Raw genomic sequence first — 15,865 nt, 5'->3', positions numbered from 1 at the left:
AGACTGTCAGGCTTATCTCTGGGAAGTACGAGAAGTTATACACGATAAATAAGACTGAATGATTAAATGTATAAGCTAACCTTATATTTGACACCAAACTGTCATATTCATCTTCTATATTAGTTACGTGTAAACGATTAAAGCATTGAACAATTTATTTCAGTGTATCTGCTTGAGTTATTACTCACTGCCAACCCCACAATATAAGTTTGGGCTGAAAATTATGTTAGAACTAAGAAATGTGACTAAGAAGTATGATGGCAAAGTTATTTTTGAGGATATCTCCCTAAAGGTAAATAAGGGTGAGATTGTTTCAATATTGGGCCCATCTGGCTGTGGGAAAACCACGTTGCTGCATATTATTTTAGGTCTAACCGATATTAGTTCTGGTCGACTTGCCTATGATAAGGAAGACATCACACGTGTGCCTATGAAGCACAGAGGTTTCAATATTGTATTCCAAGACTATGCGTTGTTCCCTAACTTGAATGTAAAGCAGAATATTGAATATGGGCTACGTAATAGACCTAACGTCAGCACACAAGCGGAGGTTAATGAGCTGGTTGACCTTTTGGAGATTAAGCCGCATTTGAACAAGCGAATCAGCCAGCTCTCTGGTGGGCAAAAGCAGCGTGTTGCATTAGCGCGTACTCTAGTGATGAAGCCGAAAATTTTATTATTAGATGAGCCTTTATCTGCCTTAGACGGGGTTATTAAAGAGACCATTAAGGCACGTATTCGCGAGATTGCAGAGCGTTATGAGCTAACCACTTTGATTGTGACACATGATCCTGAAGAAGCGATGACACTCTCTGATCGCATTTTGTTGTTATCAGACGGCAAAGTAGCTCAATATGCCAAACCATCAGAAATCATCAAAAACCCTGCCAATGATTTTGTTAAGAGCTTTATCTTAAATCAGCTCAATATCAAACGTCGTAATATCTTGAGCCTATTTGATACGGACGATGCGCCAGCTGATCCATTAGAAAAATACACTCAAATGAGACCTGTGCTAGATGGCAGTTCAGTCACTGAAGATATCAATTCCATAATCCAGCGCACAGCTGCTAAATCCATTAAAGATACCTCCAAAGGTTAATCGCACTAGGCCAATGCTGGTCTTTCAAAACTTACTTATTTTGCGCGTAGGTCATTATGAAACTTAATAACTCACCGCTAATGAAAGCTTCGTGGCTTTTCATTGGTGCGCTATTTCTCGTCTTTATGTTTGTGCCTTTGGGTAAAATGTTGGTGCTGTCATTTAATGTGGCTGATGGATTAGGTATAAGCCACTATGTCGATATCATCAGCAGTAATGACTTCAGACAAGTGATGTTAAATAGTTTTTTTGTCGCCATTGTTAGTGCGATGAGTGCCACCTTTTTGGCATTTATCCTTGCTTATACGGTGCACTGGACTAACTTGCCAAAGGGCTTTAAACAAACCATTAAGCTTGCATCACTCTTTCCCATGCTATTGCCAACAGTGACTTATGGATTTGCCATTATTTACACCTTTGGTAAGCAAGGTCTGCTCACCAAGATAATTGGCTTTCAGTTGTTTGAAGACATATATGGTTTCTATGGTATGTGGCTTGGCTACACCATCTATACCTTACCAATAGCCTTTTTACTGCTTAACAATACCTTTCAATATTTGGATAAGAAGTTCGTGATCGTATCAGAACTGATGGGCGATTCACGCTTACGCCAGATAGATATGACGGTCATTCGTCCCTTAATTGGCACGTTTGCAGCCGCTATCATTCAATGCTTCTTTTTGGCCTTTACTGACTTTGGTATTCCAGCCTCTATTGGTGGTCAGTATAAGGTTATAGCCACTGAGCTTTATACCCAAATACTGGGTGCATCTCCCTCGTTTGAAAAGGGCTCTGTGGTTGCCTTGTTCATGTTAATCCCCTCTGTCTTGAGTATTCTACTGCTTTGGTATGTGGCTCGATTTAATGTCAGGTATGACTCAGTAGAGCATTTTGACTTGCCTACCTCTAAAGTCAAAGACAGGATTCTTGGGGTATTGTCCAGTGGCATTTTGATTTCACTGTTATTCGTATTTGCTGTGATATTCATCATTCCATGGATTAAGACATGGCCTTACGAGATGGCGTTTAGTACAGACACCTTTACTAAGGTGATCGAGTCCTCGAACCTAATGCGAGTGTATAAGAACTCACTTATTGTCGCGACCTTAACGGCTGTTTTTGGCACTATTATTACCTATGTTGCCGCGTTGATATACGAGCGCTCAGGGTTATTCAAGATAGGGAAGTTAACGATCGAAAGCTCAGCATTAATAACCAATACAGTGCCAGGTATGGTTATTGGTATTGCTTACCTGATGGTTTTCTCAGGCTCATCGATATCGAACACCATCTTCATTATTGTGATTAGTAATATCATTCATTACTTCTCGACACCTTATCTCATGAGTAAAAATGCACTATCAAAAATGAACCTAGGTTGGGAGACCACAGCTTCTTTACTTGGAGACTCATGGCTACAGTCTTTACGCCGAATTGTTGTACCCAACTCAATATTTACGCTTATCGAAGTAGCATCGTACTTCTTTATCAGTGCGATGGTCAGCATCAGTGCTGTGATATTTATTTCAGGTGCAAAGACGATGGTGCTTACTACAAAAATTGTTGAACTACAGCACTTCGCCCGCTTTGATGAGATTTTTATATTGTCGCTGATGGTACTACTCACAAATATCACGGCATTAATATTCTTCGCAGTGGCGCGATATCTTTATACCAGAAGCATTAATGGCACAACAAAAATAAAAGTGAAAAAAACCACAGTGACGACGGTCGCTTAGATATTTCAAAACAGTTTAGGCCTTAATGTGATGAAAACTAATTTAATTTTTAACTATTCAAATAATCAGGGAAAACAATGAATTTATTTAAAACGATAATAACGGGATTAACTTGTGGAGTTTTAGTAGCAGGTTGTGGGTCGCAAAGCTCGGGAGATACGGCTGGCGAGGAGGTGATTATTTATAGTAATGCTGATGAAGAGGCAGTCGAGGTTATTCAAGAGGTGCTTGATGAGGCAGGCTTTGAAGGACAATACATATTTCAATCATTCGGAACAGGTGAGCTTGGTGGACGACTATTAGCAGAAGGAAAAAATATTGAAGCTGATATGGTGACAATGAGCTCATTTTATATCGAAAGTGCTCAAGCAAAGAACCCAATGTTTAAAGCGTTAGCATTTACGGCAAATCCACAGATTGCGACGCCTAATTATTATGCACCGATCCTCAGCTTTACGGGTGCCATCTTACTCAATACCAAAGAGATGGAAGCCAATAATCTCCCCATACCTACCAGTGCCAAAGACTTAGCGAATCCTATTTATAAAAATCAAATTTCTATGGTTGATCCAAATGGTTCATCAACTGGTTGGTTGTTTGTACAAGACATTGCTGCTGAATATGGCACCGATGCTGAAGGTCAACAAATCATGAATGCTATTCGTGAAAATGCAGGACCTAATTTAGAGCTATCTGGCTCTGGTCCTCTTAAAAAGGTAATGGCAGGTGAGGTGCCTATCGGTTTCGGTCTACGTCATCAGGCAGTCGCTAATAAGGCAAAAGGTTTACCAATTGATTTTGTTGATCCTAGTGAAGGTAATTACACATTGACTGAATCGGTTGCTGTTATTGATAAAGGAGAGAAAACCAATCCTAAAGCAATGAAAATGGCTGAGTTAATTGTCACTAAAGCTCGCCCACGTTTATTAGAAATTTATCCAAATATTGTGTATGACGGTGAGACAGTAGCTGCTGAAAATCAGATTGATAACTCTAAGACCTATCCAGAGCCATTAACTGCCGAGCTGTTAGATAAGCACCGTGCTTTTTTCCATGGTGAGTAATTTTAGTTGAATCAAAATAATGCCCATTCATGCTTAGCTATATTAGTTCATAGGTTAAGCAAGTAGAGGGCTAATTAATAAAGATATATGGGAAGAGCAGGTATGACAATGAGCAAAATACTTTCTGATAAAACATACGATGTCGTTGTAGTAGGTGGGGGTATCGTTGGGCTGGCAAGCGCCTACGCCGCCGTTAAAAAGGGGCTGAGTGTTGCGGTTGTAGAACGCCAATCTCAGAACAAAGATGCTTCTGTTCGTAATTTTGGATTTGTGACCGTTAGTGGTCAGCGTCGAGGTGAGCATTGGCAACGCGCCATGCACTCTCGTAATGTTTGGGCCGATATTGCGCCAAAAGCAGGTATTCAGGTAGAGCATATCGGTCTGCATATGTTAATGCAGCGACCTGAAGCGGTAGATGTTGCACAAGCTTTTTTAAAGACAGAAATGGGTGAGGGGTGCCGACTACTGACACAGTCTGAAATTAATGAAGCCGCGCCTTATCTGAACAAGGGAAAAGGGGTGTTATATAGTCCTCATGAGCTTCGAGTGGAGTCTAATACTGCAGTCGCTAAGCTGGCTCATTGGTTACAAGAGACGCAGAGTGTGAATTTTTACAACCATACTACAGTGACTTCAGTGGAATTACCAAAAGTGCATACCAGTCGCGGTGTACTTAATGCTGAGCACTGTGTGGTCTGCCCCGGAGCGGACTTTACTGGCTTATATCCAAACGTGTTCACTAAGACAAAGGCTAAAATGTGCACGCTAAATATGATGCGAGTCATGCCCAAAAAAACATTTAAATTAAATGCTGCTGTCATGTCAGATTTAAGCTTTGCCCGTTATGATGGATTTGCTCAGTTACCTGAAGCTACGGTACTAAAAAGCTTACTTGACGATATTCAAAGTGTAGAGCGTCAAGCAGGTGTCCACCTAATTGTGGTTCAGTCTGAAGATGGCTCACTAATCATTGGCGATAGTCATGATTATAGTGATAGAGAACTACCGTTTAGAGACACTCAAATTGATGATCTAATCATTAATGAATTTAAGCAGGTGATGGATATTGGTGAGATGGATATTACTCAGCACTGGTTGGGTGTATATCCAAGTGCAGATGACGTGGTATTTAAGGCATCACCTGAAAAAGGCGTGGTGGTCGGTGCAGTCACCAGTGGTACAGGGGCATCAACAGGTTTCGCATTTGGCGAAGAGTTAATTGAATTGGTATTGGAATCAAAGTAATGAATACAGCAAATAATAATATAATGAGCAGCAGCTCACATGGTGATAGTTTAAACAGTATTAAAAACAAATTTTTTGATATTAAGCTCTGTGTGTTTGATATGGCTGGCACAACAGTAAATGAAGGTAACCTAGTCTATAAAACCGTATGTAATGCCATCAATGAAGCACTGAATAGCGCTGGCAAGTCAGATAAACAAGTGAGTCTTGAGTTATGTTTAGAATATGGTGCAGGGAAAGAAAAACGCAACGCCATCCGCGATATTTTAAACAGGTTAGATTTATCTGATGCTTGTATTGAGTTGTTAACGGATACTGCGTTTGCTACCTTTAAAAACAGTCTTGCAACTGCCTATAGCAAGGAGACCTTATCTGAGTTTGAAGGCATGTCAGAGTTGTTCGAGCAGTTAAAGGTGAGCGGTCGTAAAGTGGTATTAAATACAGGATATGATGCTAAGACTGCTAATAAAATTTTAACTATCTTAGGTTGGTCTGTGGGGGATCAAGTAGATGCATTAATAACAGCCGATGATGTAGACAATGGCCGTCCAGGCCCTGATATGATTACTCTTGCAATGAAACAGGTTAATATTGATAACTCACAGCAGGTGTTAAAAGCAGGGGATAGTGGTATCGATATTGAAGAAGGTAGGAATGCAGGGTGTGGGCTAGTTTTAGGTGTGCTATCTGGTGCACAAAATGAGCAGCAGCTGTTAAGATACTCACCTGATGCAGTTTTAGACAAGCTGACTGAATTAAAAGAGCTTATTTAGCTTAAAGCTAGGTCTAAGCTTCAAAATATAAAACAGAATAGTAAAGCCATAAAAGCAATGACTTTTATGGCTTTTTTAATTTGGATAAAATATCTCAGATTCTGTGTAATTGACGTTTAGGTTAAAGGCTTACTGATACAGTCATCAAACATAAAGCGATCTAAAACAGACGTCCAGTCACGGATTGAACCGCCCCGGAATTGTCGGAGACTCAACATTCTGAGAGAATACGACAATGAAAAAACAAACCTACACTCCTGAGATTAAAGAACGCGCCGTTCGCATGCTGATAGAAGCGTTGGGCGACTATCCCTCCACATGGTCAGCGATTCAAGCCATTGCCCCTAAGATTGGCTGTACGCCTGAAACCCTGCGGTCGTGGCATAAAAAACACATCGATCAAACTATTCCTGCATCGGTGCAAGCGCAAAGTGATAAAGAGCGCATCAAGGAGCTTGAACGCGAATGCAGAGAGCTCAAGCAAGCCAATGAGATCATACGTAAGGCTGCCGCTTTTTTCGCCCAGGCGGAGCTCGACCGCTGACTAAAATCATGATTCAATTCATCGACGATCATAAGAATAATTATGGGGTCGAGCTGATCTGTAGAGTATTACCGATTGCCCCATCAACCTATCACCGTGCTAAAGACTTGGAGAGCTACCCTGAAAAACGCTCACTGCGCAGTCAGCATGACGACTACTATCTCAGCGAGATTAAACGCATCTGGCAGGACAGCAAATGCCGTTACGGTGCGCGTAAAGTATGGCAGCAGATGAAAGCTGACGGGTTAAAGGTTGCTCGGTGTACCGTAGAGCGATTAATGAAGCAGTATGGCCTACAAGGCGTCTGGCGTGGCAAAGGCAAGATTACCACCAACAGCCGTGACGACCAAAAGCGCGCTGATGACTTAGTCAATCGTAACTTTAGCGCTTATCGTCCTAACCAGCTGTGGGTTGCAGATTTTACCTATATCAAGACGACAAGCGGCTGGGTCTATACCGCTTTTATTATTGATGTGTTTGCCCGTGCTATCGTTGGTTGGAAGGTATCTAATCGTATGAACACCGATATGGTGATGGCGGCATTAAATCAAGCCATAACAGATAGAAACAATCCCAAAGATGTCATTCATCATAGTGATCGCGGCGTTCAGTACTTATCCATTCGCTATACTTCTAGGATGACGGATTCTGGCGTCATTGCCTCTGTTGGTACCAAAGGTGATTCATACGACAATGCGTTGGCTGAAACGGTTAACGGGCTGTATAAAACCGAGGTGATTCATTATTTAAAGCAAAACTGGACTGATGGGAACGATGTTGAACTGGCAACCCTTGAATGGGTGGATTGGTTCAACAAAACCCGTTTGCATAGTAAAATTGGTTATGTGTCGCCTTTTTAGTTTGAAAAGCGGTATTATGATAATTTAACCCTGTCAGGCATCGCTGCCTGACTCAAGTAAATCACTCTCCGATAAAGTCGGGGCGGTTCAGTTTCCTCAGCATAGCTCAGTGATTACTCAATATGGCATTAAAAAACCGAACGTCTGCTTTAAGGCGCGTTCGAATTACATTGATGACCATGTATGTCAGCAACCATTCAATCTAAATGACCGTTACACCGTTTCTTCAGCATAATTTACTTGTCGAATGACCCTTTTAAAAAATGCAAAGGCATCTTCAGCTCCTTTTAATGCTTGTTGGCGTTGTGTTAGTGTCAATTCTAAGCCATCTAATTGCTCTTTAAATTTACGCCAATGCACCATTCTGCCATCTTTATGTGCAGATAGGTGTTTTGCACCATGAGTACTTGTAAGTTCAATTTTTTGAGCTTCTTTATATAAAATTGCGGCGCCTAAATTTGAACCTTCAGAGCAATAAAGCCAACCAATAGATTCAAACTCACTTGGACTAGGTATAGCCTCATCGACTAACATAGTCTTAACGTGAAGGTCTTGCATGTCCATGGCTACTTGTTCTAAGCGTGATAGACTATTAAGTCCCTTAATCTTAAGGTTTAAGCTGGGATTCTCATAGATAGGTTTCAAAACTTCGTGAAAAGCATTTTGTGCTTGTAAAAATTTACTGTAATTTTCTATAGAGGCAAATGGTTCCATAGATAAAACGAGCATGTCAACACTATCATGTGTTTGGCGGGAGTGCTTTTTTAATGCTTCACTAAGAGGTAAGTTCATCACTGTTTCCTATATTTATTAATTTAAGGGGCGCTCTCCCATTTCATCCTATTTAGTTAGCTTTTTTTAGATTGAGCGCACGCCAAAATATTTTTGGGTTTTTATTGATAGTTTTTTATGTATTTTATCCAAGACATATGGGCTAAAATTCGTAGGTTAACCCTACTTTGTAATTTCTTCCTGGTGCCGTAAATCTTTCAATGCCAACCCCTTGGTCATCTACCATAGAGTTGACGTTTAATTCTGCTAACGAACGCAAGTTGTCCCATGGAACATATTTAGCATTAAATAAATTAAACACCCCTGCTGATAGTTTTAAATTAGAACCTAGTCTTTTACTGCCATAAACATCATATACATAAGCCGATTTAGACTTATCAATGTGCTTATAAGGAGCAATGACATTTTCATAAGGCATGTTATAACCATTTGATTCTAAGGTAGCTACTTTTGCGTCTTCAGCATGTTTTCTGCCTAAATACCTTAGATTCGCAGACAGTTGCCAATCCTTTTTAGGGGCTTCATAACCTAACCCGAATGTGACATTCAAAGGCTGAGTCGCAAGTAAGTTGGTTCCTTTATCAGTTTTATCTTTGGCATAACTTAAATTAGCAATTACTCGAATATCTCCTTCTAGGTCAGCAAGCTGTCCAACATCCCATACGCCTCCTAAACGCAATCCATAAGTCTCTGCGTCACCAATATTTTGGGCGCTGAGTATATTTATAGAAAGGGGTGAACAAACCGATTGGCCGGTCGAAAAATCTTCATAGCATCGTTGTTGTTCCTCTTGAGAATTCAACAAACTGATAAAGTCACTATATTTAGTATAGAAACCTATAGCTGTAAAACTTAAATCTTGAAACTGGCCAGACAAGCTAAGTTCATGATTGATAGATTTCTCAGGCTTAAGATGAACATTGGGCGTCAAACTGTTTCCCATCATCTCAAATGCTGAATACATTTGGCTGGTAGCGGGTGCCATGAATCCTGTAGATAGCTGATACTGGGTCTGTAAATATGGGCTAAGTTTGTAGTTTATGGAAAACATCCCTCCTATATTGTCCATTTTATTATTGTGATCAAACTCGCCATTCTCATAATCAATACGTACCGGATAATATTTGCTCGCCTTCTCGATGCCTTTTTTATTGATTTCATCCATATAGGGTTTGTAGTTATAATTGTCATACCGAAGTCCAATCGTCGTATCGAGCTTTTCCGTTAAATTTATTTTGTCTTGAATGGCCACATTGAAGATATCTTGCTTCACTGAGGGCCCAATAAAATCGTACCAAGAACTGGGGTTGCCTGAAGAAGGAATATAAGTTTCTTCTAAGGTCAATCTATGGTCCGTCTTTGCATATTTTGTATTAACTGACAAAGTATGAGAGCCTAGCTTCTCAGTTTCTAACGGTAAGCTTGTTGCCTCTATACTTAGTTGTATGGTTTTGTCCTCTTGAGGCCGATGCTTCACTCCATCTACCCTATAAGAGTCAGATCCCCATACTTGGCTATAAGTTTCTGTATTAGCCACTCCTGTAATTTTTTGCTGAGTTAAAGTGGTATTGACCTCATCTATGAACTCACTAGTAATAGGTAGGTATCTATGACTGATGCCATAACTTTCTAATTCTGCAGTATCCTTACCAATTCTTGAAGCAAAAGTCTGTCTGGTAAAGTTATTGGATACTCTATCCGTTTTTTGTTTAGTGGCATGAAAACCTAATCGGTTTTCTTCGTTCAAATGGAGGTATAACTTTGCTAACGTTGCCTCTGTTGTATAACTTAATGGGTCAGGTAATATTGCTGCTGTATTAGATCTGTATCCTGTAGAGGGATATTTATAGTCTGGATCATTGATAAAATCATAGGCAGGATCTAGTTTGTTTTTATCGAAATCTAACATTCGGTGATTTTTTGTTTCATGTCCTTCACGATGCACATAATTAATTATTGCCTCAACCTTATCGTTTTTCCCTGCTAAACCAAAAGCGTTACTAAATTCTTCATTGCTATTGCTATAACCTGTTTTGATATAACCACCAAGTTGACGATCAGGTCTTATTAAATCTTCTGGGTCTTTGGTCTTGAAACTAACAGACCCTCCCATTGCACCACTACCAGAATTAAAAGAGTCCGCCCCGACTTCAAACTCCACCTCTGACAGAAGCTCTACATCGGGTGAAAATCGACCCTCAAACATATATCCATAAGCTGAAAATATTTCATTGACTTGCTTATCTGGCAAGCTAACGCCATCTAAGTTTAAAGCTACCCTATTGCCATCTACCCCTCTGATGGCGTAGCCATTGCTACCATATCTTCCTGCATCTGCCACACTTATATCAGGGTTATAACGGACTAAATCTTTATCACTGTCAATTAGGTTGTCTGATATCGTCTTGGCCGTTTTAAGGTCGTCCCCTACATTTATAGGGGGCTGCTTATTAGCATAAACAGTTATCGTGTCCATATGTAACATCGGTAAGTTTTCTTCTTGGTGCTGAGTATCCGCAATGGCTGATTGATACATCAAAGTTCCAACAAGAATACTTAATAGGGTTTTAGACTTACCTTTAAGACTAGGTATATATATCGACTTCTTATAAGTTGAATCCTCGTGCATTCCAAATTTCCTATAGTAAAAATAAGCACAATTTTCTTCACATCAGCCTCGTCGTCAAAGGAAATAATATTAATTGTTAATAACATTGCTGATAGTTTCTTCATATAATAAAACAATATAGTTACATTGTAAACGATAATCATTAACAAATAGGAAAATATATTATCTTAGAGTATTTTACTTTTTGCAAAGGCTTAGCAAGGAGTCAGGAAAACGTCTTGTAATAGTAGGAAAAATTAAGCGTCCGGCAGTCGAGACATCCACACAGTAACAGTGATGCATATTGCGCATGTAACCCAAGCAAGCCACTGCAAACTATCAGAAAATCGGTAAAACAACATACCGCATGACATAGCCATCATTGACCAAGCCAAATATTTTGCCTTACGAGGAATAGCTCGATGCTGCTGCCAGTTCTTTACCATTTCACCGAACACTTTATGTTTGAGAAGCCACTGATTGAATTTATCAGACCCTTTAGCCCAGCATGCTGCCGTTAGTAAAATGAAAGGGGTGGTAGGTAATACTGGAAGAATAATACCGACTAAGCCTATGAAGAAGAAAAAACCGCCTAGCGCCATAAATAATATTCGTATTATGCGGTTATGATGAATTTGGTTGAGCATTACTTTTTTTTGTAAATTCGATGAATTTGTTGAAGGTTGCACATTGTTCATAAGAAAGTAGCTCGATAATTAAAGAGTAGCAGCCAGTTATTTAGCGAACTGCGAATATTTTTATTAGAGAATAAACTGTATTTGCAGGTAGTTTTTTACAGATTATTGTAAATGACAATCATTCAATTATCAAAATTATGATGTGTTACTACCCCAATCATTCCAATGAATGAGTGTTTTACGATTTATATTGAATATTTTTGATAAAAGTAGGGCAGTATTTTTTTATGTGAACTAATAGATACTTATATTACAGACCTATACTATCAATCCTGTAGAACTTGACTTAGGGGGTTTTATTTACGCAGTCTGATAATGAAAGTCAAACCACATTTTTCTTGGCGTTCTATAGCTTAAACGCTATTGAATCCTACTGCTAGCATAGCCACTATCTTGCCTCGGGGCGTAATACTGCTTCGCTTCCTCCTTCCTCATTTAAGAAGTCTCATTCATCCTGAGCTGCCTAGCTACTTTGCCGTTGTCGTTGTCATCTGCTAGTTTTTGACAGTTTCAGTCATAAAAGCGGCACTATGAGTCCTGGTTATCTTAGTCATGATAAACGCTCTATTAAGTCTTTAATTTACCAAAACGGGTTCTACAGTTTTTTCAGCATAGCTTAATCCCTGCTTGATACGCTCTCTACGCTTGTCGTTATCAAGCTTTGCCATCGTTGCTAACAAGTCGATCAGCATATGGTTAATCACTGTTAGGATATCACCTGTCATGCCCATACTTACCGTATGCGTGGTTGGTAGATCAGCCACCACCAATCGTAAGCCTTTATCTTTGATACGCTGCTTTAAGATCGCAAAATCATCTTGAGATAGCCGGCTTAATCTATCCACGCTTTCAACCAGCAGAATATCGCCTTCTTCAGCATCATTGAGTAACAGAGTGAGTGCTGGTCTATCAAGCTTCGTACCACTGAAATGCTCAACGTACTCAACATGGTTATCATCATAGCTTTGGCTAAAGCTAATCAAGTCAGACAACGCTCTCTTAGCGTCTTGATCCTTAGTACTGGCTCTCACATAAATACGAACGGTCATAACGCCCCCTCTATTACTTAGACTTAATCATTAATGTTTATTGATAATAGCAGGATATTACTATCATTTGATAATAGAAAAAAGTCTAATGATAGATAGATTATCATTTAAAGGTTTTATATTTTGGGTATAGGCTAATGATAGGAAAAAAGCACAGCAGCCAGTCTTATAATTCAAAAGTCTGTTATAGATAGTTCCATGCTAACAGTCTGCTTTGAATAGTCTGTCAATAGCTTTGAAGAGTGAAGTAGCTGGTTCCGCTAGGGTATACCCATTGAGATCATTTGTGCTGCAACCAAAGGTTCAAGTCTTTAACCAATCAAGTAATCAGTGATTTTATTGTCAATAAGCTATAGTAGGTAGTGTTTCTGCACATAGTGAACACATAACTCATAGAAAGCCTGAGCAGGCGGAGAAATAGATTTATCAGCGAGTTTAAAGATACCAATCTGCCTGTTTAAAGTGGGCTCAATTAAATCTATCCAAACTAGTTCCGGCTCATTCGCAGGGAAGGCAAGCTTAGGCAAGGTAGTGATACCCAGATCATTACGTAATAAAGAAAATAGCGAGGTGATGTTTTCTACTGTATATCTGGCCCTGCGATTGAGCGCTTCGGCTGGCGTGTTTTCGAGCAATCTGCAAGTGCCATTATAAATAAACGGCTGCGCCATGAGTTGCTGCCATGTTAGCCCTTGCGTTTGATTTAACTGGTTGTTCAGCTCATTGCTTTTCAGACAGACCACGCCAATCGGGTCTGATATGAGTAAAGTAAAATCGATGTTCGTTTGATCAATACTGGTGCAATTACCCAGTGCCAAATCAATTTCTCCGGCTAACAATCGATTGGCCACACCGACAGAGTTATCATCTATCAGTACAATCTCAATATCAGGATATTTTTTTGAGTATTCAACCAATACGCTAGGTAACAATTTAGTCACTAGCGACGGTACGCTTGCAATCCTAATCTTACCTTTTTCGCCAGACGCAGAAGCTTTTAGGTCGTCTTCTAGCGCCTGATAAACGCTAAGAAACTGCTCAATCTTTGGTAAGCAGGTTTCACCGAAAGGCGTGAGCAGGGCTTTGTTTCCTACTTCAAATAAACGCTGTCCTAAGGTTTTTTCTAACTCCTTTATCGATGCTGACAAAGCAGCTTGCGAGCGATTGGCACGATCAGCCGCCGCACGAAACCCTCCTTCTTCCACGACAAATAAGAAATGACGCAATTGCTGTAGCTTCATACTCAGACCATCCAAAACTATTCTTTAATAATCTATCCTAAATGATAGATTAAATCTATCAAAATCCAAATTTAATTAGTTAGATTTATCGTGCCTACTTGGGTAGGATACGTCTATACCAATTGCCGCCCAATCATAGATCAAAGGATATGACGACATGACGACTCACTCAACCAAACAAGCCATCAAAACCTCACTTTATGCGTCTAAAGCCCCTTTAGAATGGGCAGTTACCAGCAATGGTACATTGTACACTGCGCAGATTCCTATCGATGAAAATGGTGATGTGGTTGCAGGTGGTATTGAAGCGCAAACCCGTCAAACGTTAGACAATCTCAAGCACACACTAGAATGTGCCAATGTTGGCATGGATTCGGTGCTACAGGTCATGATCTATGTGACCGACCGCGACTACCTAAAAACCGTCAATCAAGTCTACGCCGAATATTTTGAAGCACCTTACCCAAATCGTGCAGCGCTCGTGATAGCAGGATTGGCTCGTGAAGAGATGCTGGTTGAGTTGGTCGTATATGCCGCTGTGCCTTAAATTTTGAATGTACTCTAGTCAATAAATCAAATATTTAATACTTTATCAAGGAAGCTCTTATGTCAGCTCACACCGCCCAACAGATATTACAGCAAGACCCAACCAAATCACTTTACATCAACGGTGAATGGCAGGCAGGCGTAAATACCATTGCCAATATTAACCCATCTGATATCACTGACACTATCGGTGAGTTCGCCCAAGCCAGTGGCGATCAAGTCAAAGACGCTATTGCTGCCGCCCGTCACGCTCAGCCAAAATGGGAAGCGACTCCTTTAGAAAAAAAGCAGTCTATCCTACAAGCAATTGGCGATGAAATGATTGCTCGCTGTGATGAGCTAGGTACGCTGTTGTCTCTTGAAGAAGGTAAGCCGTTTGCGGAAGGTCGCGGTGAGATTTATCGTGCGGGTCAGTTCTTCCATTACTATGCAGCGGAAGTATTGCGTCAAATGGGTGATACGGCTGATTCAGTGCGTCCTGGTGTCAAAGTCGAAGTCACCCGTGAAGCAGTTGGTGTGGTCGCGATTATCTCACCTTGGAACTTTCCAACGGCTACCGCTGTGTGGAAGATCGCGCCAGCGCTAGCGTTTGGTAACACAGTCATTTGGAAGCCTGCGAATTTAACACCAGCCAGCGCAGTGGCATTGGCCGAAATTATCCATCGTCAAGGCCTGCCAGAAGGCACATTTAACTTACTATTGGGTGGCGGCTCGTCAGTCGGTGATGCGCTCATCAATTCTACAGATATTGATGCCGTCAGCTTTACGGGCTCTGTACCAACAGGCCGCAAAGTTGCGGCTGCTACTGCGCCAAACTTTATCCGTTGTCAGCTTGAGATGGGCAGCAAAAACGCCTTGGTCATCGCTGACGATGCCGATTTGCAAGTTGCTATCGATGCAGCAGTGGCTGGTGCGTTTGGTGGTTCAGGGCAGAAATGTACGGCTTCTTCACGTCTTATCGTGATGGACGGTATTCACGATGCGTTTGTAGACGGTGTGATTGCCAAAATGAAAACTTTGAAGGTCGGCCATGCGCTTGAAGACGGCATATTCATGGGGCCTGTCGTCGATGATAAGCAGCTGGCATCAAACATGGATTGGATCGAAAAAGCCAAGCAGTCTGGAGCTCATTTAGCGTTTGGCGGTGAGCGTTTAGAGATGCCACATGACGGCTACTATATGTCGCCGACGTTGTTTACTGAGACGGACAACAGCTGGGATATCAATCAAGAAGAGGTGTTTGCACCGCTAGCGTGTGTCTTACGTGTCAAAAATCTAGAAGAAGCGATTGCGATGACCAATGATACGCGCTTTGGTCTGACGGGCGGCATCATCACTCAGAGCTTGCGTAGCAGTGCGATATTCAAAGAGCAAGTACAAGCAGGCTGTGTCATGGTCAATCTAGCAACTGCGGGTACGGACTATCATGTACCGTTTGGTGGCCGTAAACAGTCAAGCTTTGGCCCGCGTGAGCAAGGTCAATATGCCAAAGAGTTCTATACCATCGTCAAGACCGCTTATCAAAAAGCGTATTAGAAACCTTATTGATAAGCATGTTAGCCGCTATCGAAGCGACAGGGTGTAAACACGCACTCAATAGCAAA

The 15,865-nt window shown here is 40.9% G+C and carries 12 protein-coding genes, 1 pseudogene and 1 other annotated feature; of the genes and pseudogenes, 8 read left to right on the top strand and 5 right to left on the bottom strand.

Annotated features, from left to right (window positions below):
* Nucleotides 1-223: 223 nt before the first annotated feature.
* The 6 genes from I3254_RS02395 (at nt 224) to I3254_RS02370 (ending at nt 7,327) form a co-directional block, all read left to right on the top strand.
* Nucleotides 224-1,102 carry an ABC transporter ATP-binding protein gene (locus I3254_RS02395; RefSeq protein WP_238050882.1) on the top strand — a complete coding sequence of 293 codons (879 nt, stop codon included), beginning with the start codon at nt 224-226 and terminating at the stop codon, nt 1,100-1,102.
* Nucleotides 1,103-1,158: 56 nt separating this feature from the next.
* Nucleotides 1,159-2,841 (top strand): iron ABC transporter permease, encoded by a 1,683-nt coding sequence (locus tag I3254_RS02390; RefSeq protein ID WP_238050881.1) that lies wholly within the window; start codon nt 1,159-1,161, stop codon nt 2,839-2,841.
* 77 nt (nt 2,842-2,918) lie between these two features.
* Nucleotides 2,919-3,905 (top strand): ABC transporter substrate-binding protein, encoded by a 987-nt coding sequence (locus I3254_RS02385; RefSeq protein WP_179798452.1) that lies wholly within the window; start codon nt 2,919-2,921, stop codon nt 3,903-3,905.
* 108 nt (nt 3,906-4,013) lie between these two features.
* Nucleotides 4,014-5,150, top strand: coding sequence for a TIGR03364 family FAD-dependent oxidoreductase (locus I3254_RS02380; protein WP_238050880.1), 1,137 nt, complete (start codon nt 4,014-4,016; stop codon nt 5,148-5,150).
* Entirely contained in the window at nt 5,150-5,923 is a 774-nt protein-coding gene (locus tag I3254_RS02375; RefSeq protein WP_179798450.1) for a phosphonatase-like hydrolase, read from the top strand. The genes I3254_RS02380 and I3254_RS02375 overlap by 1 nt, the downstream gene beginning before the upstream one ends.
* A 235-nt stretch (nt 5,924-6,158) precedes the next feature.
* A protein-coding gene (locus I3254_RS02370) for an IS3 family transposase (RefSeq protein WP_238050878.1) occupies nt 6,159-7,327 on the top strand; the annotation gives its coding sequence in 2 pieces (ribosomal slippage) (nt 6,159-6,435 and nt 6,435-7,327; 1,170 coding nt in all).
* Nucleotides 6,434-6,550, top strand: a sequence feature (AL1L pseudoknot). (Overlaps the previous gene by 117 nt.)
* Nucleotides 7,328-7,540: 213 nt before the next feature.
* On the opposite strand, the gene I3254_RS02365 is transcribed toward I3254_RS02370, so the two are convergent.
* The 5 genes and pseudogenes from I3254_RS02365 to I3254_RS02345 all read right to left on the bottom strand — a co-directional run bounded on the left by I3254_RS02365 (nt 7,541) and on the right by I3254_RS02345 (nt 13,715).
* Nucleotides 7,541-8,119 carry a biliverdin-producing heme oxygenase gene (locus tag I3254_RS02365; RefSeq protein ID WP_179798448.1) on the bottom strand — a complete coding sequence of 193 codons (579 nt, stop codon included), beginning with the start codon at nt 8,117-8,119 and terminating at the stop codon, nt 7,541-7,543.
* A 142-nt stretch (nt 8,120-8,261) separates the two neighbouring features.
* Nucleotides 8,262-10,748 carry a TonB-dependent hemoglobin/transferrin/lactoferrin family receptor gene (locus tag I3254_RS02360; protein WP_238050877.1) on the bottom strand — a complete coding sequence of 829 codons (2,487 nt, stop codon included), beginning with the start codon at nt 10,746-10,748 and terminating at the stop codon, nt 8,262-8,264.
* 236 nt (nt 10,749-10,984) lie between these two features.
* The gene (locus I3254_RS02355) at nt 10,985-11,425 is read right to left on the bottom strand and encodes a YbaN family protein (RefSeq protein ID WP_045456021.1); all 441 of its coding nucleotides are present in this window, start codon (nt 11,423-11,425) and stop codon (nt 10,985-10,987) included.
* A 614-nt stretch (nt 11,426-12,039) separates the two neighbouring features.
* Nucleotides 12,040-12,474: pseudogene (locus tag I3254_RS02350) on the bottom strand (recombinase family protein); the annotation flags it as partial.
* A gap of 350 nt (nt 12,475-12,824) precedes the next feature.
* Complete coding sequence (locus I3254_RS02345; RefSeq protein ID WP_218870039.1) at nt 12,825-13,715, bottom strand: LysR family transcriptional regulator; 891 nt, start codon at nt 13,713-13,715, stop codon at nt 12,825-12,827.
* 157 nt (nt 13,716-13,872) lie between these two features.
* Between I3254_RS02345 and I3254_RS02340 the strand changes: the two genes are divergently transcribed.
* Both I3254_RS02340 and I3254_RS02335 read left to right on the top strand, forming a co-directional pair.
* Entirely contained in the window at nt 13,873-14,262 is a 390-nt protein-coding gene (locus tag I3254_RS02340; RefSeq protein ID WP_179798446.1) for a RidA family protein, read from the top strand.
* Between the two features lie 59 nt (nt 14,263-14,321).
* A complete protein-coding gene (locus I3254_RS02335) occupies nt 14,322-15,797 on the top strand; it encodes an aldehyde dehydrogenase family protein (protein WP_179798444.1) in 1,476 nt (491 codons plus the stop codon).
* Nucleotides 15,798-15,865 lie beyond the last annotated feature (68 nt).

The organism is Psychrobacter sp. Ps2, assembly GCF_022129405.1.
GTDB lineage: Bacteria > Pseudomonadota > Gammaproteobacteria > Pseudomonadales > Moraxellaceae > Psychrobacter.
Note: the sequence above shows the minus strand (reverse complement) of the source record. Positions and strands in the feature narration are given on the sequence as shown.

Excerpts from the sequence above, each read along its gene's own strand:
- I3254_RS02395 (WP_238050882.1), top strand. The coding sequence starts at position 224 with ATGTTAGAACTAAGAAATGTGACTAAGAAGTATGATGGCAAAGTTATT.
- I3254_RS02390 (WP_238050881.1), top strand. The coding sequence starts at position 1,159 with ATGAAACTTAATAACTCACCGCTAATGAAAGCTTCGTGGCTTTTCATT.
- I3254_RS02385 (WP_179798452.1), top strand. The coding sequence starts at position 2,919 with ATGAATTTATTTAAAACGATAATAACGGGATTAACTTGTGGAGTTTTA.
- I3254_RS02380 (WP_238050880.1), top strand. The coding sequence starts at position 4,014 with ATGAGCAAAATACTTTCTGATAAAACATACGATGTCGTTGTAGTAGGT.
- I3254_RS02375 (WP_179798450.1), top strand. The coding sequence starts at position 5,150 with ATGAATACAGCAAATAATAATATAATGAGCAGCAGCTCACATGGTGAT.
- I3254_RS02365 (WP_179798448.1), bottom strand. The coding sequence starts at position 8,119 with ATGAACTTACCTCTTAGTGAAGCATTAAAAAAGCACTCCCGCCAAACA.
- I3254_RS02360 (WP_238050877.1), bottom strand. The coding sequence starts at position 10,748 with ATGCACGAGGATTCAACTTATAAGAAGTCGATATATATACCTAGTCTT.
- I3254_RS02355 (WP_045456021.1), bottom strand. The coding sequence starts at position 11,425 with ATGAACAATGTGCAACCTTCAACAAATTCATCGAATTTACAAAAAAAA.
- I3254_RS02345 (WP_218870039.1), bottom strand. The coding sequence starts at position 13,715 with ATGAAGCTACAGCAATTGCGTCATTTCTTATTTGTCGTGGAAGAAGGA.
- I3254_RS02340 (WP_179798446.1), top strand. The coding sequence starts at position 13,873 with ATGACGACTCACTCAACCAAACAAGCCATCAAAACCTCACTTTATGCG.
- I3254_RS02335 (WP_179798444.1), top strand. The coding sequence starts at position 14,322 with ATGTCAGCTCACACCGCCCAACAGATATTACAGCAAGACCCAACCAAA.